At 40.7% G+C, this 24,503-nt stretch carries 10 protein-coding genes; all 10 read left to right on the top strand.

Translation table 11 applies throughout. The features are described from left to right. Positions 1-34: 34 nt before the first annotated feature. The 10 genes from NXS00_RS18145 to NXS00_RS18100 all read left to right on the top strand — a co-directional run bounded on the left by NXS00_RS18145 (position 35) and on the right by NXS00_RS18100 (position 24,453). Positions 35-1,603: a tetratricopeptide repeat protein gene (locus NXS00_RS18145; RefSeq protein WP_258100678.1), complete on the top strand. Its 1,569-nt coding sequence runs from the start codon at positions 35-37 to the stop codon at positions 1,601-1,603. A 125-nt stretch (positions 1,604-1,728) separates the two neighbouring features. Beyond that, a complete protein-coding gene (locus NXS00_RS18140) occupies positions 1,729-9,060 on the top strand; it encodes a DUF8693 domain-containing protein (RefSeq protein ID WP_258100677.1) in 7,332 nt (2,443 codons plus the stop codon). Positions 9,061-9,121: 61 nt separating this feature from the next. After that, positions 9,122-9,301: a PID-CTERM protein-sorting domain-containing protein gene (locus tag NXS00_RS18135; protein WP_258100676.1), complete on the top strand. Its 180-nt coding sequence runs from the start codon at positions 9,122-9,124 to the stop codon at positions 9,299-9,301. Between the two features lie 211 nt (positions 9,302-9,512). Continuing rightward, positions 9,513-10,970 carry a tetratricopeptide repeat protein gene (locus NXS00_RS18130; protein WP_258100675.1) on the top strand — a complete coding sequence of 486 codons (1,458 nt, stop codon included), beginning with the start codon at positions 9,513-9,515 and terminating at the stop codon, positions 10,968-10,970. Positions 10,971-11,171: 201 nt separating this feature from the next. Beyond that, positions 11,172-17,348, top strand: coding sequence for a leucine-rich repeat domain-containing protein (locus NXS00_RS18125; RefSeq protein ID WP_258100674.1), 6,177 nt, complete (start codon positions 11,172-11,174; stop codon positions 17,346-17,348). A gap of 68 nt (positions 17,349-17,416) precedes the next feature. Beyond that, on the top strand, positions 17,417-17,596 hold the full coding sequence (locus NXS00_RS18120; RefSeq protein WP_258100673.1) for a PID-CTERM protein-sorting domain-containing protein: 180 nt from the start codon (positions 17,417-17,419) through the stop codon (positions 17,594-17,596). 280 nt (positions 17,597-17,876) lie between these two features. Next, on the top strand, positions 17,877-19,679 hold the full coding sequence (locus NXS00_RS18115; protein ID WP_258100672.1) for a tetratricopeptide repeat-containing sensor histidine kinase: 1,803 nt from the start codon (positions 17,877-17,879) through the stop codon (positions 19,677-19,679). After that, a complete protein-coding gene (locus NXS00_RS18110; protein WP_258100671.1) occupies positions 19,676-20,371 on the top strand; it encodes a LytR/AlgR family response regulator transcription factor in 696 nt (231 codons plus the stop codon). Before NXS00_RS18115 ends, NXS00_RS18110 begins: the two co-directional genes overlap by 4 nt. Positions 20,372-20,482: 111 nt before the next feature. After that, the gene (locus tag NXS00_RS18105; protein WP_258100670.1) at positions 20,483-24,205 is read left to right on the top strand and encodes a T9SS type A sorting domain-containing protein; all 3,723 of its coding nucleotides are present in this window, start codon (positions 20,483-20,485) and stop codon (positions 24,203-24,205) included. 68 nt (positions 24,206-24,273) lie between these two features. Continuing rightward, complete coding sequence (locus tag NXS00_RS18100; protein WP_258100669.1) at positions 24,274-24,453, top strand: PID-CTERM protein-sorting domain-containing protein; 180 nt, start codon at positions 24,274-24,276, stop codon at positions 24,451-24,453. Positions 24,454-24,503 lie beyond the last annotated feature (50 nt).

Below are 24,503 nucleotides of genomic sequence, written 5' to 3'. Positions count from 1 at the left end.
TGTCTCTATACTACAAGCACAGCCTGTCCCCAAAGTGCAACAGTTAATTGATTCTGAATCGTATCGTGAGGCATTGGCGTTGTGTGATTCGGTAATTGCAGATGAGACGCAACAGTCCAACTGGGCTTATTACTATTCTAAACGTGGGGATGTCTATTATTTTCTTGGAGACTTGAAAGAGTCTTTGCGAAATTACCTGTTGTCTTTAGAGCAACCGGGGATTGATAACCTTGAAAACCGAAGGATAAAAGAAGAGTCTACCAGCTATGCAGGCTTTTGTTATCGCGAACTGGGCCTGGATCAGCAAGCAGAGAGATATTTCCGATCGGCATTAGAGCAAGCATTTGTACTCGGGGATTCAGCAGAAATAGCGGTTTGTTACTACAATATTTCTACCACGCTTTTGACACAAGGAAAGCTAGATGAGTCAATGGATTTGTTGCAAAAAGCCTATGAAATAGATGTCTTGAGGAAGGATACATCGGCTATTGGCTTTGATCTGACCATGATGGGGAATGCTCTGCTTAAAACGGGACGACCTCAGGCGGCCGTAAAATATTACAATGAATCTATTGACATATTGGCTATTAGTTCTGGGAATTATAATTCATTGGCTAAACGATATGGACTGCTAGCTGAGGCCTATATGGAAGCTGAAAACTGGGATAGTGCTGTTATCTATACTCAGAAGTCCATATCACTTTACAGTGTGCAGAGTGATAGCGTCCACGTTGCCAATAAATGGGTTCAACTAGCTCGAATAAATAACCGTCTGGGTAAGTATAAAGAGGCGTTAAAGTGGGGAATAAATGCGAGAGACTACTTGGAGGCTTATCCTGTCGGTGGCAACATGGTATTGGCGAATTCGACCATTGCAGATTCATATCACCAATTGAAGAAGTACTCTGATGAGCTGGTTCTAAGGCTTAAAAATGTTCAGTTAACACAAGATTTGGGATTGCTTTATGAGCTTCGTTTAGCTTATGAAAAAACCGCCAAGACCTATGATGCAATGAATAATTTCTCAAAGGCGTATTCATATGCTGAGTTGGTGAAAACAATAGGTGATTCTATTGCCATCCTGGAAACTAACAGAGCGACCGAGCAAATGCGTGTCCGATATGATGCAGAGAAAATCGAAAGCGAAAATCAGTTGCTTCAGATGGAAAATGAAGTGACAAAAGCCAACCTGGCTGAGCGAGAAGCAGAAGTTAGAAACTTGATTTTACTTGGGATTCTTATCGTCATTGTCGCCATTGCTGCATTAACCATTGTGATTATAAGATCACGGATGAAAATGAAGGTTTTACAAGCCGAAATCAATGAGCTAAGAGCGAGAATAAAAGGAATTCTGGAGTTCAAACCAGAAGAAGTAGGTATCGTAAAAGAGCAAATCAATGACTCACTTCAAGACACATTAACAGATAGGGAATTTGAGATACTGAACCTTGCACTGAGTAATAAAAACAATAACCAAATTGCAGATGAAATACACCTTTCGGTGAACACAGTTAAGTACCACCTCAAGAACATCTATCAAAAACTAGGCGTTTCGAACCGAAAGGAAGCTTTGAAGTATGCCGTTCAGATCACTTCTAATTGATTGACAATTAATCTATTATAAAAACTACCCACCTGGGTAGGTAAAGAACTAGCCCATAAGGTCAGGTAAAATCGTTTGGATAAATGGGAATTTCACTAGCATAAAACGTCCTAAAAATTTATGCTATGAACAAAGTTTTATTCAAACAGACTCTCAGTGCCATGTTGTTTCTTTTAGGAATGGGTATGGCTAGAGCGCAGAGTGTTTCCTATCAACAATCCTTCTCGCTTCAGGATGGAGCAAGCTACGAAGGTTTTGCTTCTATTGTAGGTAAAAATGATCTGTATTTTACTACAGATGGAACCAAGCTATTTACTCTTAATAATTCAAGAGTTACTCAATATACAGTTACAAATCCCCATGATATTGCCTCTGGAATTACTCAGGATGGATTCTATACCATTACCGAGGAAACAGGTGCACAGGGAGTCACTTTTAGTAGAGATGGTCTAAAAATGTTTTTGACAGGTTACTCTACGGGAGCTGTACATCAATATACGCTTAGTACTGCATTTGATGTTACTTCTACAGTTACTTATGCAGGTAGCCCCTTTGATGTAACAGCTCAGGACACAGCGCCCTATGATGTTGCTTTTAGTTCTGATGGGATGACAATGTTTATTATGGGGTTCAATGGGGATGATATCAATCAATACTCGTTGACTTCAGCTTTTGATATCACATCTGGAGTAACAGTAGAAGGGAGCCCATTTAGTTATGCCTCGGAGGATGGTAATGCAAGAGGATTTGAGTTTAGTGATAATGGTGAAAAGCTTTTCTTGACAGGTTTTACGGGGAGAGTTTATCAGTATAATCTTGATACTCCATATGATTTGACAGGAACTGTTAGTCTTGATGATAATACCATTCTTGTTTCCGGAGATGTAGCTACACCTCTTACATTGACTTTCAGTGGTGATGGGTCCAGAATGTATATAATTGAATTGAGTTTGGCGAAAGCACATCAGTACCAATTTCCGATTGGGACATTTTCTGAAGTTGAAATAAATGATGGTACCATTGGCTCAAGTGCAGCTGTACAGATCACTGGAGACTTATTTTCTAATGCAGGAGGGACACTGACCCATGGTGTTGAATTTACGATTTCAAATATCCCTTCTGGGCTCAATCCTTCCTTAGCTGTAGGAGATAATGGAACTTATGGAATCTTGACACTGACTGGTTCAGCTACGGATCATCAAAACATTAATGATGTTGCTAGCCTTGAATTTACTTTTGCAAATTCTGCTTTTGAAGGTGGTGATGCCTCTGCTGTAACCAATGCGATAGCAGCAAGTAGTGGTATAGCTGTTGATTTTGATGATAACAATCCAGCAATAAGATTTGGTGCACCATTTGAATTGAACCTCTCAATCCTTGAAGCAACTGGATCTGTGACAGGAAATTTCACATCCATGACTTTTAACGATGATGGAACGCGCCTCTACTGTACTACAAATTTTGATCGAGTTTATGAAGTTGTACTAAGTACCCCTTATGACATTGCCGGTGGTATTTCTTTGGGTGATAACCTATTGGTCTCTGAATTTAGCAGTTTGGCTGGTGTTGAATTTAATGAGGATGGATCAAAAATGTTTCTTTTGAATCAATCCACAGCAGAACTTGGCGAATACACCCTTTCTTCTCCTTATGACATTACCACTGCCGTATTTGTTACGTCTTTTGATATATCCTCTGTGGAATCGAATCCTTATGCGTTTACCTTTAATTCTTCTGGGAGTAAGTTATATTTTGGAGGGTACAATAGTGATCAAATTCATCAATTCTCGCTCACAAGCTCTTTTGATTTATCCTCAACTATTACAAATGATGGTAGTCCATTATCAATAAAGTCATATGAGGAGTTTATTTATGATATGGAATTTGGTGATAATGGATCAAAGCTTTACATCACAGGTTCCAGCAGTGACAAAATCCATGAATTTGATTTGGAAACACCATTTGATATTACCGCTTCTGTTGAGTTTAGTCATACGTTAAATGTGTCCGGGCAATCTTCAGCACCAGTAGCGGTCTTATTTTCTGAAAATGGTGGTAAACTGCTGATGCTTGGGTATTCGGGTTACAAATTTTCACAATATGACTTGGGACTCAATGGATTTAGTGAGACTGAAGAGAATAATGGAGAGGTAGAGGGCGAGCTAGTTGTCTATGCCATAGATGAGACTTTCACTAATGCAGGTGGGACATTGTCATATAGTACAGACTATGATTTGGGTAATGTGCCAGCGGGATTGACTCCTAATATGACTGTTTCTGCTGATGGTACTTTTGCCACTCTTACATTTTCAGGTAGTGCTAGTTCACATCAAGAAATCAATGATGTATCAAGTATTGGTTTTGATTTTGCGGCTTCAGCTTTTACTGGAGGTAATGATGCAGATGTGGCGAATGCGAATAAAGCGGAGAGTGGAATTGGAGTCTATTTTGAGGACAACTACTCTTTCATAAGCTATGGTTATGCTTACAGTCTTGAAAATGGCGCCGAATTTTCCACTTACTTCAATCCATCAGATGATGATACCAACATCCAAGGTTTGGCCTTTAATGATGATGGTTCCAAAATGTATGTTGTTGGAAATACCGGAAATGCCATACTACAGTATACATTGGGTTCACCGTATGAAATCGGTGGAGCTATTACCCTGGAAGGAAGTTTTGATGTGTCATCTTACGATGGGACACCTACGGACGTTATGTTCAATCCGGCTGGAACCAAAATGTATCTGGCAGGCAATGACAATGACAAGGTATACCAATTTAGTTTGAGTACACCTTTTGACGTAACTACAGGAGTTACCTATGATGAAACACCTTTTGATGGAGCTTCCTATCCAAATTCAATTACGTTCAATGATGATGGAAGTATGTTGTATGTGTTTGGCGGGATTAGTTCTAGTTCGGGAGTATTTCAGTATGAGCTTAATACTCCATATGATATCACTGCTGGACTGGATTATGTGACAAAATATACAATAGGTATGCTTGAGTCAAACCCGCGAGGTATGGCCTTCAGTGATAATGGATTCATTATGTTTCTTGTGGGATTAAATGATGTAGTTTATTGTTATAGTCTTTCCAAGCCATTTGATCTGAAAAGTACGGTGACTCAAATTGGAACATTTGATATGAACTCCTATTTGTACTCAGCAAATGGACTGGTATTCAATGCATCAGGCACTAAAATGTATGTGTCAAGTGTACAGTCTTCAGTCTGTAAAATAACCGAGTTCACATTGAATGCCGGAGGCTTTGTTGAATCTGCTACCAATGATGGTTCTGTGGAGGGGTCGATTGTGCTGAGAGCCTTCGATGCGCAATTTGCCAATGCAGGAAGCACGTTGACCAACACCACCGATTATACTGTTACCGGAATTTCTGCTGGACTTACCCCTACAATCACCGTTGCTGCAGATGGGTTTTCGGCGACCTTAACTTTGTCAGGAAATGCTACCAATCACCAGAATATCCACGATGTTGAAGATCTGGTATTTACTTTGACTAGCTCAGCATTTGTAAGTGATTTCTCACTAATCGATAATGTTTCCGGTATCAGTAGTGACTTAGGTATTGACTTTAATAACAATAACCCTATCATTTTATATGGAAATGCTTTTGACATAACCGACGGAGCAACCTACTCGGGAAGTCCCGTAAGTGTGAGCGCAGAGGAGTCGAATGTGACAGGAGTGTCGTTTAGCACCGATGGAACTAAGATGTTCATAGTAGGGGCAGATGGAGACGAGGTTAATCAATATAGTTTAACCACTGCTTTTGATATTTCTGCAGGAGTCACATCAGACGGAAGTCCTTTTGATATATCTACTCAGGAAGGTACAGCAAGCGGGATAACCTTCTCCTCACATGGTATGAAAATGTTTATCAGTGGTGATGATGGCAGTGATATTTATCAATACAGTTTGACATCAAGTTTTGATATTACCAGTGGAGTAACATTTGATGGATCTTATTTCTCTCCTCATGACAATAGTCCACAAGGTGTCGAATTTAGTGTAGATGGTTTCAGAATGTTCATTTTAGGGAGTGTAGTTTCTGAAGTAAATCAATACAGTCTGGCCAATGCATTTGATATTACCTCAGGAGTCACATTCGAAACAAACTTTAGTGTGTCTGGTGAGGAAACTTCCCCAAGAGATTTGGCTTTCAGTCCTGATGGATCCAAAATGTTGATTGTTGGTGCTTCTGGCAGAGATGTGACACAGTATGAACTAACTGCTCCATTTAATCTTTCAACTGGGGTAACCGTTGGGTCAACATATAATTTTGCATCTGCGACTACTAATCCAAGAGGTTTTTGTTTCAATAGTGATGGGGATAGGTTTTATGTGACTGATGCAGGTGCTGTTTATCAGTTTGATATTGAAATAGGAGGTTTCAATGAGGTTGATCTCAATGATGGCTTTGTTGAAGGAAGCGTTACCATCACCATTGTAGATAATCAATTTGCCAATGCTGGAGGTACTTTGACTCCTACCACTGATTATGTGATTACGAATTTGCCTTCAGGGTTATCCCCTACAATGACAGTGGCTGCTGATGGTTTATCTGCCGAGCTAACAATCAGTGGGCAGGTTACAGATCATCAGGAAGTGAATTCTCTAGAGAGTTTGGTATTCACTTTTGACGACAGTGCTTTTGGGACATACAAGGCTTCATTTACTACCAATGCCATGAGTGCTAGTTCCAATATTTCCTTGAATTTTAGAGACAATAAGCCAGAATTGATTTATGGATATTATTATGATTTTGAGAATGTCTCATTTGATGGACTATTTAGTGTTTCTGCTCAGGATGATATCCCTACAAATCTTGCATTTAGTGAAGATGGAATGACATTGTTCTTAACTGGAAGAAGAAATGATGCCATCTACCAGTATTCACTTACTAATCCTCTTGATATTACAAGTGGGGTATCTTATATCGGAATGCTTGATATTTCAAATGAAACAGTGGATGCCATGGATCTTGAATTTAGTCCTGATGGTTTGACGCTACTGGTATTGAGTGATAATGTATCATCTTCTTTTGGAAGCCTTATTGCTCAATATGATCTAACCGAGGCATTTGATATCACTACTGGCGTTACCTATTCTGGTAATACTTACGATTTGTCAGCTGCGATTAGTCATCCATCTGGATTTACCTTCAATGATGATGGTACCAAAGTATTTATTACCAATGGGTTTCATACAAATGAAAGAATATACTATTATGCGCTAACTGCTCCTTACGATATTTCTGGAGGTCTTACACCAGAAGGTAATTTGTTATATGAAGTTGAAAGTGAATCTCTCTATGATTTAAGCTTCAATGCAGATGGTACGAGTCTTTTTGTACTGCGAGGTGCACTTACAGACCGAATTGATGAATTAAAGTTGGCAGCTCCTTATGATTTGACAGGAACTGTTGACCTTGGACAGTCATACTCTGTAAGTAGCCAGGAGGAATATCCACAAGGATTTATTTTTTCACCAAAAGGTGATAAGATGTTTGTTGTAGGAACTACTGGAGATGAAATCAATCAATACAATCTCACCAATGAAGGCTTTGTAGAAAACAGTTCAAATGATGGTACCATTGATGGGGCACTTACCATTCGTTTAATAGATGATTTCTTTGCTAATGCTGGTGGAACTTTAAGCTACTCCACCGATTATTCAATCAGTAATATTCCTTCTGGACTTTCACCAGTGCTCACAGTCGCTGCAGATGGATTGACGGCAGAACTTACCTTCTCGGGAAGTTCATCAAGTCATTTGGATTCCGATGATATTGGTGGCTTGATTTTCTCCTTTGAGAATAGTGCTTTTGAGAACACCTCAGCTTCGGATGTGGCTAAAGCTTCCAGTTATCAGAGTTTTGTTGGAATCGACTTCAATACAATGACATGGGATGGTGCCGAATGGTTGTTTGGCACTCCAGGTGCAGGTTCTGATGATGTGATCATCGACGGAGACTACAATACGGCAGACGATGGTTTGCTTGAGGTAAATAGTTTAGTGATCAACTCTGGTAAGACCTTGACTGTAGCTCCAGATAATTACCTGTACGTGGTGGGAGACATCACTAACAATGGCTCGCTTATAGTAGAGTCAGGTGCAGATTTGATGTCTTTTGAGTCTGGGAATTTTTCAGGAAATGACGTGATCATCAAAAGGAATACCAGATATGCGGATGGTCGCTACAGTTTTGTCGGTACACCGGTGCAGCAAACATCCAATGTGACCAATTCCACTTTAGGATCTCATGTGTATGCTTATGATGAAACTCAATCATTTGATCCAAATGATGGCTTGGATAGATGGCTTGCTGTCAGTGGAGAGCTGATTCCTGGCGTAGGGTATACCCAAGCATCTCAACAGGAGATTGTTTTCGAAGGAATTCCAAATGTAGGGACAGTGAATGTGGCAGGTACTTACACAGGAACATATGATGACGCGACCAATGAAGAAAATGAAGGTTGGGTGTTTGTTTCTAATCCGTACGCTACAGCTATAGATGTAGCTGACTTCTTAGCTCAGTCTAATATTGAAGGCGCAGTATATATCTGGGATGACAATGGATCTGATACTGGTAGAGGCACAAATTCAGATTACATCATCGCCAATGGAACAGTTGCGACTAACACCACTCCGGCTGGAGGCCAATCACGCTTCAATGGAAGTCTGGGTTCAGCTCAAGGGTTCTTCGTCAAACTCGCTGATGACGTGGATACCGAGATCACTTTTACACCAGGTATGCGTGTGACAGGAAGTAATGCTGATGAGAATTTCTTCAGATCAGAAGGTATTCCTGCTTACGTTAGGGTGAACCTGACCAACGCGGGGGGCTTGTTCAAGCAGGCCGTAGTTGGAAAAATTGGAGGTATCAACGATGAGGTTGTAGATAGAAGTTTTGATGCGAAAGTATTTAGTTCAAATGGTGCTGATATGATCTATACGAAGAAGGGAGATCATGCACTGGCTATACAAGGGATTAGTTATGATCGTGAAGCAGTTCCATTAGCTTTCAATGTGGCAAAGGCAGGTGTTTATTCTATTGATCTGGATCTTTCCAATGCCAATGGCGAGCACTTCTTCCTAAAAGATAATTACACAGGGAAGGTGGTTAATCTATCATCAGAGAGTTACTCGTTTACATCTAATGCAGGTCAGTTTGTTGATCGCTTTGAATTGCTGGCAAATGGTAGAGTACTTGGAGATGAGGAAAGTAAACTACAGGTATATGCGCATGATCAAACTATTTATTTCAAACTAGCAAATGGCTCGGGTCGACAATTAGAGTTGATTGATATGAACGGCCAGAAGCTGTGGAGTAAGATGATCAAAGAGTCTACGGAAATAGAAACCAGCTTGCCTGCAGGAATCTATCTTATCATGGACGGTGAGCGAACACACAAAATTTTATTGAAGTAATCACCGTTAACATCCCCTTGTTTTGGCAAGGGGATATTTCAAAACCTAAAATCGAATTGTCATGAATATTTTATATAAAACAGCCCTATTACTACCAACTTTATTATGTGTATTGCCAGCATTGGCGCAACCTTCTGCTCCTCCAGCTACGCCTATTGATGGTGGGTTGAGTATCCTTTTGGCGGCAGGCGGTGCCTATGGTATTAAAAAACTGAGAGATCAGAGGAAGAGCAATTTATAGGAAGTCCCTCTCCTCGAGGAGAGGGGTTGGGGTGAGGTGATAGACAGAATCCCAGCGTGATATGTCATGCTGGTCACCGTACAGGTGAAAAGCATAGGGCGTCCTGAATCGATAATGAATCGTATTCGGGAATTTTAACCGACTTCTTTAAGGGGTCGGTTTTTTTATGCCTTTGCGTTATTAGTTCTATTTTAGTCAGATGAAATTCGTTATGCCATTTTTATCGATTCTGGTTGCACTGAGCTCATTTTGTCAGTCTCCAATAGATTCTCTTGAGTACGAATTGACACATATGGACAAGGGTACTGGGCGTTATTTAAGGACGGTAACATTATTAGCAAAAGAATATGCGGAAATAAAGGCGGATACAGCATTAAAGCTTACCGAGTTTGCAATTAAACAAGCTATCGAACATCATCAAGACTCGGCTCTTGGGCAAATTTATATTGCGAAATCTACAGCCTGGAGCTTCTTGGCACAGTATGACTCAGCTATGAGGTATTCTTTTAAGGCTTTAAGAAAGTCCGAGCAATACAAGGATACTATTACGATGATAGATGCTTACACCAATATTGGTATTGATTATATGTATCAGGATCAATACTTAAAAGCGATCGAGTATTTCTCTGAAGTTGAGAACCTTTCAGTGATAACTAATGACTCCATAAGGTTAGGGCACGTTCTGAATAACTTGGGAATGATGAACGGCCTTTTGGAGAAATATGATACAGAACTTGAGTATTATGAGAAGGCGGCCGAAATCTTTCTTTTAACAGGTGAAAAAGATGGTTATGCGAATACGCTAATGAATTCAGGAACAGTTTTTACCGTGAAGAATGAATTTGTGAAAGCGGAATCACTGTATAAGAAGGCCTTAGGGGAATTTCAAAATCTTCAGCATCATTCAGGAATTCAAAATACCCTGCAAAGTTGGGCAGAAAATGCCCTTAAAAATAAGGAGTTTGGAAAGGCAAATAAGCTAGCCAATCAGGCTTTAGAGATTGCTTTGAAGTTTTCTCTTAGCCAGGATGTTGTTTATACGTATGATTTGTTAGAGCAGATTGCACTAGCACAAAGAGATTTTAAGGCTGCGTATGAATTTGAGATTAAGGAGTCCGAAGTGAAAGAAGAGTTGTTTTCTAAGGAAAGGTCAAAGCAAATTAGTGAATTAGAAGCTAAATATCAGGCTGAAAAAAGGAAACAGCAAATAGAATTACTTACGACTCAAAACGAACTTTCGGCCATTAGCCTGGAGAAGAAAAGTAGAGAGCAAATGACTGTTATCATTGCGGCCATTGTTCTTTTGATCATAGGGCTTTCGGTTACATATTTCATCATACGTCAGGCAAGATTGAAGGAGAGATTGCTGACTGAAGAAACGGACAATTTGCGTCTTAGAATAACCTCTTTAATTGAGCAATCTCCAGAAGCTCCTGAGATAGAGTTAGAAGAGCTCAACAACCGACTGGTTACTCCACTTACTGAGCGTGAGTTTGAGATTTTTGAGCTTGCTATTTCTCAGCATTCCAATAGCGAAATAGCGGAAAAAGTGTTCCTTTCTGTCAATACTGTAAAGTTTCACTTGAAGAAAGTATACGAAAAACTGGGTGTTGCCAATAGAAAGGAAGCACTACACTTCGCTATAAAGCAAGAAAACTCCACGTTATAAGGGTTTGATTATCAGCGCTTAATCAAAACTACCCCATGGGGTAGTGGCATTACTACCCTATTTGGATAGCAGATCCAAAGGTCCTCCTCGCCAATTTCACAGCATAAAACGCTCTAAAAATTTTATGTTATGAATGATTATTTTAAACGAAGGACTTGGGGGCTGCCATGCAGTAGGCTCATGTTTTTTACATTGCTTTGTGTGATCCTCTCATTAGAAGTTCAAGCACAAAATGTCTCTATACCTGATGCCAATTTAAAAAGCTATTTAGTATCAAATTTTGATAAGAACGGTGATGGAGAAATTCAGGAAGCAGAGGCCGCAGCTGTAACCTCTATCAATGCCAGTAGTTTGAGCATTGCGGATGCAACAGGGCTGGAAGCATTTACAAAACTTCGGGTACTGACACTGTTTGCGAATAGCCTCACTAGTCTTGATTTGAGTAGTAATACCAGGTTGTTTTCACTCAATGTCACAGACAATGACCTGACCAGTCTTACTCTACCTACCAGCGCAACCCTTCAAGCACTTTTCATAGAAGATAATCAGCTTGCTGCTTTTGACTTATCGCCATACAGCAATTTGGTATCTCTATCGATCGGTAACAATCCTGGGACTGATGCATTTGACTATTCGGTACTACCAAACCTCGAATTCCTACGAATTGAGAACAGTGACCTGACATCTTTAGATGTATCAATATACGCTGATTTGACTTATCTGGCTTTGCGTGGAAATCCCGATTTGGCATGTGTAGAAGTCGCTGACCCAACATTTGATTGGGACTCACGATCATTGTTGGACAACCCAATAAGATTTACCGATGATTGTGCTGATCCATTAGTAATCATACCAGATGCAGCTCTCGAAGATGCCTTGCTCAATCACAATCCAGTGATCGATGTGGATACTGATGGTGAAATACGTGAAACGGAGGCATTGGCTTTCACGGGAGCTTTGACTCTTGATGGCTTTGGGATCAAAGATGCTACAGGTCTGGAAGCTTTCGTAAATGCAACGAGTATCAATTTGAACGCTAATTCACTTTATCGCCTTGACCTTGATGCAAATGTGTCTTTGACTTCCGTAGACATTTCTGAAAATGACCTCCATTATTTGTCCATCAAAAATGGAAATAACACGAGTATCATTTCATTAGATGCAACCGATAATGCTGGATTAACATGTTTCTCGGTAGATGATGTTTCGCATGCGACATCTAGCTGGACTTACCCAGCTGCTGCCAGTCCAGGTACGGATTGTGTGTTGTCTTTTGCAGATACGAATTTCGAATCGGCATTATTGGCCCACTCACCAGCCATTGACTCAGATGCAAGTGGTACCATCACTGTTTCAGAAGCCGAGGCTTTTAGTGGAACACTTAATCTTTTGAATAAGTCCATCTCCGACTTATCTGGTATTGAAGCATTCACTGGTGTTACATTTCTATCGGCCAACAATAACCAGTTGATGAGCTTAGATCTATCCAACATAAAGATTCCTGCTGTATCTGTTAGTAACAATTTGCTCACAAGTATTGACCTTGGAGAAAACGATGCGCTCACTATCTTGAGGATAGATGGCAATGATCTGACATCACTGGACCTGACTAATTACCCATCACTTAATCAGGTCTATTGCAATGGAAACAATCTTACTTCATTGACGCTACCCAATAGCGTGACACAATTGCACTATGGAGGCAATCCTATTACCAGTACTTTTGATATAAGTGCATTCACAGGTCTCACCAGTCTGGATGCCACCGGCGGAACATTTGCTACTGTCGATCTAAGCCAGTTTGACGATCTCAACTATTATAGCTGTTTAAACTGTGATATTGAAACTATCGACTTAAGTGGTAATACGAAGCTTAGTCAGCTATATATCTCTGATAACAACCTTTCCACGATCGATCTTTCGGCTAACAGTAGACTCCAGATAGTTGACATTGCACGAAATGAACTGACCAGACTAGATGTGTCGTCTCTGGTAGACTTGAACTTACTGAGGGCAAATGATAACGCATTGTTAAGTCTAAATGCTAATAATGGAAATACGATCAGTATGTTTTATGCTCAAAATAATCCAGACCTGGAGTGTATATCTGTTACCTATCCGGAGTTTGCTCCGCTATATTCAACTATAGGATCTAGTGCTGGTTTTTCTACGGATTGTGCAATCAATTTTATAGATGAGAATCTTGAGGAGGCACTTCTGAACCACATACCCGCAATAGATCAGGATGCCAGTGGCAGTATTAGTATTGCAGAAGCATATGCATTTACTTCCAATCTTAACCTTTCTTCCAAAGACATAAGCAACATGTCAGGTCTTTCGTTTTTCACTGAGGTTCCAGAAATGGATCTTAGTGACAATCATTTGAATTGGTTTGTTATGGACTTGAGCGACCTTTCGGTTACAGATCTGAACCTGTCTGGCAATGAACTGAAGTTTGTGAGGTTTCATGATGTGGCCAGTGGGAATTTGACAAACCTGTCACTCGATGACAATGCGGATCTGACTTGCGTTAATGTGAATGATCTGGCGTATGCCAATGCCAACTGGACGGTTACTGGTGCAGGGTTTTCGTTAAGTGAAGACTGTATTGTTAACATACCTGATCCAATCTTCAAAGCTGACCTGATTGCCGATGCTTCAATTGATACTAACGGTGATAATGAAATACAGACAAGTGAAGCAGAGGCTTTTTCAGGGACTATTTCCGCTAGCAATTCTCCAATAGCTGACCTGACAGGTATTGAAGCATTTCCCGAGCTCAATTTTTTGAGAATTGCTAATGGTGATCTGACACAAGTAGACTTGTCGAGAAATACTAAGCTTACTACGCTGATTTTAGAGCAAAATGAATTGACACACATTGATCTTAGTCAAAACACTGAACTGACCAGAGTAGATCTTCAAAAGAATGATCTGACAGAAGTGGTTTTTGCTGAAAACGATGCGCTCTTGCAGGTTTACCTATATGATAATCAATTGAGTGAAATAGACCTTAGTCCCAATCAGGCACTAGAGACTATCTTTTTGTACGTCAATAATCTCACGGAACTTGATCTGTCTCAAAACTCAACGTTGACCTCTATTGATCTCCAAAATAATGACCTGGTATCTGTAGATTTGAGGAACGGAAATAACTCAGATATTTCCATCTTTAGGGCAGGTGGTAATGAATTGAGTTGTTTCAATGTGAGTGATCCAGCACACTTCCAATCTAATTTTTCAGATGAAGTGGATGATGGAGTCATATTTGATACGAATTGTAATGATCCCAAGCTGGACATTGAAGATGCCAATTTCCTTGCTGCACTTGTCAACTATTCTCCAACGTTTGACCCCAATACTGATGGAGAGATTAGGCGAAGTGAAGTAGTGGGTTTTACAGGAACTCTGGATATTAGCAACAGTAGTATTGCTAGCTTATCCGGTATAGAAGGGTTTTCAAACCTCACAGGACTGATTGTCAGTGGTAATCAGGTGGTCAGTCTGGATCTGAGCGCAAATAGAATGCTAACTTATCTGGATGCCAGCAATAACCTTCTGGAGGATCTTGATGTAAGAAATGATAACAATGAAAACTTTAGCTTCTTTGATGTGACCGGCAATAGCTCGCTGACTTGTATCGAAGTGGATGATGTGGACTATTCTACTGCCAACTGGACGGATATTCCTGCAGGTGCTTCTTTTGATAGGTTCTGCGACCCAGATGCAGAGGTATTTATTCCAGATACATATCTGAGAAGTGTCCTTTTTACCAGTGATGCTAATTCAGATGGTGTAATATCTTATGCAGAGGCAGGAGAATTCACTGGTGATATCAGTATTAATCCACTTACTGAATCACTGGAAGGTTTGGAATGGTTCACCAACATCAATAGAATAAGTTATTCTAACTCTATCAACACGAATATTGATCATTTTGACTTGTCTGGAAATACCGGTCTGAAAGAGCTGGTTATTTTAACGCTTAATGAATCCTACAGTACAATCGACCTAAGTGAGAATACCGAGTTAGTTGAGCTTACACTTTCTAATCTCGATTTGAGCAGTATTGATTTTACAAATTACCCTGATTTAGAAGTTCTTAATCTTTTTGAACTTGATTTAGCTACGATTGATCTAAGTACTTGTACTCAGCTTGTAGAGTTGAAATTGCAGGAAATACAGCTTTCCACACTGGATATTTCTGCCAATACCCAGCTTGAGACATTGAACCTAAGGCGATCACCAATAGCAGATCTGACACTGCCTGATAGTGCTCCTTTGGTTTCATTGGATATGAGTGGTACGCTGGTCACTTCTATTGATGTTTCCTCCTTTCTGACCTTAGAAGAATTTAGGGCTGAGGAAGCGGCACTTGTTTCCTTAGACTTGTCTTCAAACACTAATTTGGAGTATCTGTATGCTGCTGGAGAATCGACTGAAGGAGTACCAACAGCGTTTGGTACTTTGACAGAGGTGATATTACCTTCAGGACCATCTTTACGAGATATTGATTTACGAGCAAACCGTATAGAATCAATCCAGTTACCTAGTTTAACCTACAATTCTTTACGTTTAAATCTAGAATATAATGGGCTGAAGGAGATTGAGATTCCTTATATCCCCGGGGATTATGCTTATGTGGATTTGGATCATAATAGTCTTGCCAAGGTTAATCTCACTCAGGTTAATGGTGAGTCTGGTCAAGTTTCTGTTAGAAGCAACAAGTTAAAATATGTCACTCTTGGAAGTGTAAATTACGTGGATCTTCGAGATAATTCAACACTGACATGTGCCACAGTTTTTGATACGGGTATCGCTTTTGCAGAATACGATTATGATCCGGGAGTTACCTTTAGCAATGTGTATTGCTATGTAACCTGGGACGGTTCAGCATGGAGCAATACTGATGGCCCTTTCCCGTCAGACGATGTGATCATCGATGGGCTTTACACCTTCTTCGGTAATGGTAGTTTTGAATGTGAAAATCTGGTAGTTACCTCAGATGGTGAACTCTATGTGAATTCAGCAGGGACCTTAGAGATCAATGGGAATATAGAAAATGATGGATTGATCAGAATTTTGAACGGCTCTTCGCTCATTACTTATGAAGGTAATATGGTGACGGGTAACCCAATAGAGATTAGAAGAGAAACCCGTTACGCAGATGGTAAATACAGTTTTGTTAGCACACCGGTTCAACAGAATTCTTCTGTCACTGGCTCAGATTTAGGTGCGCATGTTTACAAATACAATGAAGCAGCTTCCTCTGATCCGAATGCGCTAAGTCGATGGATTGGTGCCGCTACTGATGAGCTAATTCCAGGTAGAGGATATACACAGGCCAACAAGCAGTTACTTTTATTTGAAGGAATACCAAACACAGGCACAATTAATTACACTGCTTCAGCCACTCATGATGGCTATCATTTGGTGGGTAATCCATATCCTGCAGCAATTGATGTAGATGCATTCATAGATGGTAATGCGGCTACCACGGAGACGATTTACATCTGGGATGATAATGGATCGGATACAGGAAGAGGATCCAATAGCGATTACATCGTAGTAACCAAATCTGGAGCTACAGATAATGGAGATCCGGATGTTAGCAGATGGAATGGCCACATTGGTTCCATGCAAGGGTTTTTTGTGCAGATGGACGGATCAGCGGGGACTGTCACTTTCACAGAAGACATGCGAGTGAGGGGAAATAATGCAGACGCCAACTTCTATAGAACAAGTGACTATTCGAAACCACTTGCCAGAATCAACCTAACCAATTCTGAAGGACTGTTTAAACAAGCAGTGGTAGCGTGGAATGATGAGGTAAGCGATACTGAATTGGCCAAAGGCTATGATGGAAAAGTTTTCGGAACATCAGGTGCGAACATAATCTACTCGATGAAAGGTGATCATGCTTTAGCCATTCAGACGGTCACCAGAAATAAGGAAGTAATTCCAATTACTTATCAGGTTGAAGAAGCAGGTATTTATACCATCCATTTGAATCTAAAAGAAGCGCAAGGCCAATCACTTTACTTGAGGGATAAACAAACTGAAGAAGTAGTGGTCCTAAATAGTAAAGGCTACAGTTTCAATACAAATGCAGGCCACTTCACAGATCGTTTTGAGTTGTTGACCAATTCCAGAGTCCTTGGGTTAGATGAACGCGCTATTCAGGTTTATACACATGATCAGACTATTTACATCAATCAACCGGAAGGTGAAGAGCGAACGTATCAGCTTTTGAGTATTGATGGTCAGCAAGTGTTCACTAGGAAATTGAGAAGCTCTACCGAAATCCAAACAAACCGCCCACCAGGCGTCTACATCATTACTGACGGAGAGCAATCACATAAAATTATATTGAAATAAAACTTTCTCCGATAAGCCCCTCTCATCATAGGAGAGGGGGTTGGGGTGAGGTTAAATAAGCAAATAACATGAAAAATCTACTACATAAAACCGTACTAGTTCTACCAGCATTATTTCTTGTGTTGCCAGCATTGGCACAGCCTTCTGCTCCTCCTGCCACACCAATTGACGGTGGGCTGAGTATTTTATTGGCTGCAGGTGGCGCTTACGGCATCAAGAAGCTTAGAGATCATCGGAAGAGCAATTAATAGAAAGTCCCTCTCCTCGAGGAGAGGGGTTGGGGTGAGGTGATAGACAGAATCCCAGCGTGATATGTCATGCTGGTCACTCATGAGGTGGAAAGCATAGGGCGTTCTGAACCGGTCTTGTTCTGGTTCAGGCATTAAGCCGACTCGTATGGGTCGGTTTTTTTGTTGAAAGTCTTTTAGATTTTACTTTATAAAAATCTAATGGCTAGCAAGTTTTGATAACATGAAACAAAACAGTTGATTTGTTCCAATTTCTTGGTAGAAAGCCTATTTTTCCCAAATGAAATTCTCTTTGGTCTGTACTTGCTTATCAATTGCCTTCTCTGTTTTCGCTCAAAAAACAGATAGTCTTTTGAATCTCTTGACTACAGCTGACACAGACTCCAGTAGACATATGATTAATACCGAGATCGGTTACGCATTAATGTATGACTACCCAGATTCTGCACGAGGATACTTTAAAGCTGCTTTGAAAGCCGCAGAGTTAATGAATAGTGATCAGAAGATAGCGAGTAGTCTGACTCTCACAGGTGTAACCTATTACTTTAATGGACAATTTGAGCAAGCAATGGATTATTATCTTCAGGCTCTGGCTTTATCGGAAAAAACGGAAAATGATCGTTATACGGGCATAATTTCCAATAACATAGGTGCCGTATATTTCGAGATGCAAGAGTATCAAAAAGCTAGTGGATATTATGCAAGTGCAATTCAGCTTTTTGAAGCAGCTAAAGATACTTTTTGGTTAAGCAATTCATTGAATAACATGGGTAATGCGCTGGAGAAAACCAACCAGTATGATCTGGCACTTGATGTATATAACCAATCACTGGCTTTAGCTAAGCAGAGCAACAACAATGAGGCAATTGGTTCTGCCATAAGCAATTTGGGTAATGTGTATATGGCTTTAAACCAATATGATGAGGCAATGAGACAATACCAGGGTGGGGTTGCTTATCAGGTGGCAGCGGGAGATAAAACTGGTCAGGCAATAAGCTATAATAACATAGGGCAAATTTTCAATAATCGAGGTGAGTTTTCAAAAGCACTGGAATACCATCAAAAAGCGCTTGAAATTTCAGAGGAAATTGGTCATTTGGAAACAACAAAGAATGGTGTGAAATGGCTCGCTGATGCTCATTTTCATTTAGGAAATAGTGGGGAGGCTTATGAGTTATTGTTGCGATATAATGTTTTGAATGATAGTTTGGTTGGAATAGAGAAAGCAAATGCAGTAGAAGAGTTAAATCAGAAATATGAAACGGAGAAAAAGGAAAGAGCTATTGCAGAACTCGAACTCGACAAAAAAAACGCATCTCTTGCTTTGGCAAACTCTAATAACCAACGAAATATTTTCATTTCAGCTTTCGTCGTTTTCTTCATAGCAGCTGGCTTTTTGCTGTACCGATATCAGACTAAAAAGAAGACTTCCGACCTGTTGTCAGTAAAAAACCAACAGATAACAGAGGCTTTGGAAGAACGAGAAATACTCTTAAAGGAAATTCATCATCGAGTAAAAAACAACTTACAGGTTATCTCCAGTTTGCTAAAATTACAAGCTGGGTCTCTTCAGAATGAGGCTGCAGTTGATGCCATTAAAGAGGGCCAACATCGAGTAAAATCAATGGCCCTGATCCATCAGAAACTGTATAGTGCTGAGGATATCCGGGGAGTGGATATTCAGGATTACTTTGAAAACCTTCTACTAGAACTTAAACAGGTTTTTGGGGCAATCGATGTTAGCTCGGACGTCAATACATCTGGTTTGAAGATGGATATTGATACAGTGATTCCTTTGGGACTAATTATGAATGAATTAATTACCAATGCATTAAAATATGCATTCGTAGATATGGATAACGCTCGCCTGGATTTGTCAGTAGAGGAGCAAAGTGATCGATTAATTATAGTACTTAAGGATAATGGCGTGGGTATGGATGAATCAGCTATGGAGCAGCATAATTCCTTCGGATGGAAGATGATCAGATCATTATCCAGAAAGGTGAAGGCTGAAATAGAAGTGATTAATAATCAGGGTACCACTGTAACTCTTTCGCTGGCAAGATATAAATTAGTTTTATGAGCAAGCCTTCCATACTTGTAGTAGAAGATGAACCGCTGATAGCAGATGACATTTCAGAAACTTTGGAAGCACATGGTTATCAGGTCTGTGCTATTGTGGATGAAGCTTCTGATGCTTTAGAGGCCATCCAGCAATATGCCCCGGATTTGGCTCTTCTAGATATCAACATTGAAGGTTCGGTTGATGGAATAGATTTGGCCCGACAGTTAACTATTCCTTTTGTTTTTCTTACTTCCTATTATGATAAAGATACCTTGAAGCGAGCGGGCAGTGTGAACCCATCAGGGTATTTGGTAAAACCCTTTCAGGATACGGATTTAATAGCCAATGTAGAGCTTGGGCTAAAAAGAAAGAAAGTTAAAGTGAACTTGCTGACCGCTCCTGAAAAGTTATTTGTAAAAAAGGATCAGGAAATTGTCGCGCTAATGTCGGATCATATTTTATATGCTGAAGCTTATGATAACTATACCAATATCTATACAACGGATAATAAATACATTATTAGTCATACATTAAAAAAAGTGGAAGAAAAGCTTCAGCATCTTGGTTTTTTTAGGGTGCATCGCTCGTATTTAATCAATTTTGAAGCAATAGATAGCATCGCTGAAAACTATGTCTTTTTAAAAGGACATAAGGTTCAAATAAGTAAGACTTTTCGAAAAGACCTTATGGACCGCTTAACGATGATTTGACTTACTAAAAAATTAAGGTGTCCTACTAAAGGAATCATCATTCCTACTAAATAGCATTGTTTAAATAATCCGAATAGGGCCAATTTGGAAGTTATATTCAAATCACGTCCTATGAAATACCTTAACACATTTTTATTAGCTCTACTGGCTCTCAGTACCTTAACTGGTCAGGATTTGACCGACAAATGGAGTGATGAAGTCACCTACTCCACATATTTTGATGACTTTATAGATGCGGGAGTGGATGATCTCGGCAATGTATACTTACTCGGCTCAGAGGAGAACGGTTCTTTTGATACGGATATAGTACTGGTAAAATATAACAGCAGCGGTTTGGTATGGGAGCGAACTTACGATGGTGGGCATGACGATATGCCCAACGGGCTGGCTGTTGATGATGTTGGCAATGCCTATGTAATTGGTTCTACAGATGCAGATGGAGCTGGCAAAATAGAGGCGCTTGTAGTGAAATATAGTAGTACTGGTTCTGTAGCGTGGGTCAGTGCTTATAACTTTAGTGGGGGCGGTAGCAGTATCTTTGATGGGGTTTATAATGATGTAGAGTGGGATGGATCCAATTTGTATGCAGTGGGTACTCAATACAGTGGTGCGGCAGTTACACAAAACATTTTGATCGCCAAATTCACCCCTACAGGTACCCGCACGGTAAAGACCTACGACAATGGCTACAGCAAGGAATACGGACATAAAATAGCCTTAAGCGATGATCACTTGCATATAATGGCCATCGCGGATCCGGATGAATCCGGGTTTGGAGACCTCCGTTATCTCAAGCTGGATAAGGTGTTTTCAAATTCTACTACTCCCGATAGGGATCAGCTGGTAGATGTAAGTTGGAATGAAATAGTAGCACTTACAGCCTCTGCGGATGGTAGCAGAGCCTCGGTAGTTCGGGATGCCGGATCGAGTACGGACTTTCTCACATTTTCGGGTGGCAGTACTTACACTTATTCTGAAGCAGACCTGGATGATGTAAAGGATGCCTTTATCTATAGTGCAGATCTTTATCTGACTGGAAGTAGCGAGTTGGAGTCTGTTGACAAGCTTGTCTTTGCCCGATATAATGCAATTACGGGCGTTCGCTCATTTCTGGAGGTTTACGAAACCTCATCGGGTAGTACTGATCATGGATTTTACAGCTCGGTAGGGGCTAAGATTTATAAGAAAAACTCTGGGGATTATTATGGTGTGCTAGGCACTTTGGTGGAAGAGTATAATGAAGGAAACAACCATCGCCAACGCCTTGGTGAGGTGGTATTTCGTGGAGCTACAGGAGGTCAAATAAAATCCTTTTACGGAGTGACTGAGAACTCGAATGATGCCAATTTGGGCTTTATTACTTCCGAGAATGTTTTTGTGTTGGCTGCAGGAATCAATTCAGTAGACATGTCAGTGTTGTGTGTTCAGCCAGATTTTAGTTTGGGGAGCAACGAATATCAGATTTATAACCCTGAGGGAAATAGCTTTGAACTGGATGCCGGGGCGGGCTATTCCGAATACTTGTGGTCTACAGGTGAAACTACTCAGCAAATTACCGTTACCACAGCCGGAGAGTTTGCAGCAACTGTCACGAACGCTAACGGATGCTCCGCTACAGACTACATTGAAACCATCATTAATAAAGCCGATCAAGCCATCACCTGGAGTCAAACGCTTTCTGCGACTTATCGCGATGTAATTGATCTGGAGGCTACTGCCAGTTCAGGATTGGACGTAAGTTTTGTTTCGTCGGATAACGATGTGGCCGAACCCTCTTTTGTGACTGATCATTGGGAGCTACAAATTAAAAAGGTAGGTGAGGTGACCATTACGGCACAGCAGGCTGGGGATGATAACTACAATGAAGCAACCGAGATTTCAAAGACCTTTACCAGTGATTATGCCAAGTACTTTTGGGTTGGTGGAGACGGCCTCTTCGTTACAGGAAACGGTGAAAATGCTGGTCACTGGGCCACTACATCAGGAGGAAGTACACAGCATAGTTTTGCGCCAGATGAGAACTGTGATCTCATTTTTGATGAAAATAGTTTTACAGGTCCTTCTGAGGAGGTGCGTTCACCAAGTGGAGGAGATCATTACTGTCATGATTTCATTGCTTCGAATGTGACGAATAACCCCACATTTGAGCTGAACAAGCTTACGGTATACGGAGACTTTCGCTTTAGTAAAAATGCAATTTACAAGACCAATTATCTTTATTTCTGGTCAGATGAGGAGGTTGAAATAGACTTTGATGGCTCGCTCCTGAGTCAGGCATTTGATGTCCTTAATATCTATTTTTATGGTACTCAATATAACCTTGTTGGGGATTTAGAAGAAAACGACAATGGCCTACGACTGGAATCCGGTACACTCACGATAGATCCAGGAGTGACGGTGAAGATTCATAAAAACATCAATTTGAAGGCTGGGGCTTCATTGGTTAATAATGGCACGTTAATATTTGAATCGGGCTCAGCATTTTACAACGAGGTTGGTTCTTCTTTTTCAGGTAATGATTTTCAGTTTAAAAGAAACACCACTTTTGATGAATCTACGGGGCGCTATAGCATTGTTGGGAGTCCGGTAAGTGGCGGGTCAACGGCTAACCTGGGAAACCTGGTCTACTACTACGATGAGTCGGTTGATTACGGTGATAATGAAGGCCTGGATCGCTTTATTCAGGTGTCCGACCCAGAGACTATTGAGCCCGGCACAGCTTATTTTTCAGCTTACACAGGTACGATCACTGTAGAGGGCGTACCAAATACGGGTACAGTCAATGTTCCTCTTTCGTATACAACGAGTGCGGGAGATGAGTCGGCCCATGATGGCTGGAACCTGGTGTCCAACCCCTATCCTTCGCGGATCACCGTATTAGATAATGAAGTCCGAAATTTAGATGGATTTTTAGATGTCAATGGCCCCAATGGCTCTGGCGCAATTACTGGTGCTATTTATATCTGGGCTGATGGTGGGAGTAATTTGGGTAGACGGTCCAATGCTGACTATTTAATTGTCAATGAATTAGGTGAGGTTTCTGGCAACCTGGCTCGCTCATCGGATTACCGTGGCTGGCTTGGTACTTTTCAGGGTTTTTTCGTGCGGGCCACAGGTCCTGGGAAAACGCTAATGTTCACACCTGAAATGAGGGACGGAGCTTTCACAAGCCCTGATAATTGGTTTTTCCGGAAGGCTGAGAGTGTGGCTTCAACCATTAAAGTCAAAGTAAGTAATGAATCCAGCTATTCAGAAACCCTGGTTGGTTTTCACAGTGATGCGTTGGTGGGACTGGATGATCGATTTGATGCCCCCCGACTTAGTATATTTGAAAATCTATCCATTTCCTCTGTGCTGGGTAAGGATTATTTAGGCATTCAAGGCAGGCCTGTACCATGGCAGCAGGATACCATCAGGCTTGCTTACGAAGTGAATGAAAGCGGTATGTTATCCATGAGTTTTGAAAACCAAACCCATGAGAATTTATCAACTGTGCTGTATGATCATCACACCGGGCAAACCATCGACTTGACAGTAGAAGATGAGTATACCTTCTTTTCAGAAGCAGGCTCGTTTGCCAATAGGTTTGAGCTATTGATAAATATGAGTATTCTTGGGTTAGATGAACGCGCTATTCAAGTTTACGCACATGATCAAACGATTTACATCAATCAACCGGAAGGTGAAGAGCGAACGTATCAGCTTTTGAGTATTGATGGTCAGCAAGTGTTCACCAGGAAATTGAGAAGCTCTACTGAGATCCAAACAAACCTCCCACCAGGTGTCTACATCATCACTGACGGAGAGCAATCACATAAAATCATTTTGAAATAAAACTTTCTCCGATAAGCCCCTCTCATCATAGGAGAGGGGTTTGGGGTGCGGTTAAATAAGCAAATACCATGAAAAATCTACTATATAAAAGCTTACTAGTTCTACCAGCATTATTCCTTGTGTTGCCAGCCTTGGCACAGCCTTCCGCTCCTCCTGCCACACCAATTGATGGTGGCTTAAGTATCCTATTGGCTGCAGGCGGTGCTTACGGTATTAAGAAGCTTAGAGATCATAGGAAGAGCAATTAATAGGAAGTCCCTTCTCGAGGAGAGGGGTTGGGGTGATAGACAGAATCCCA

Origin of the sequence: Marinoscillum pacificum (assembly GCF_024714495.1) — a bacterium.
Lineage (GTDB): Bacteria > Bacteroidota > Bacteroidia > Cytophagales > Cyclobacteriaceae > Marinoscillum > Marinoscillum pacificum.
This window is presented reverse-complemented; position numbering and strand designations above follow the sequence as displayed.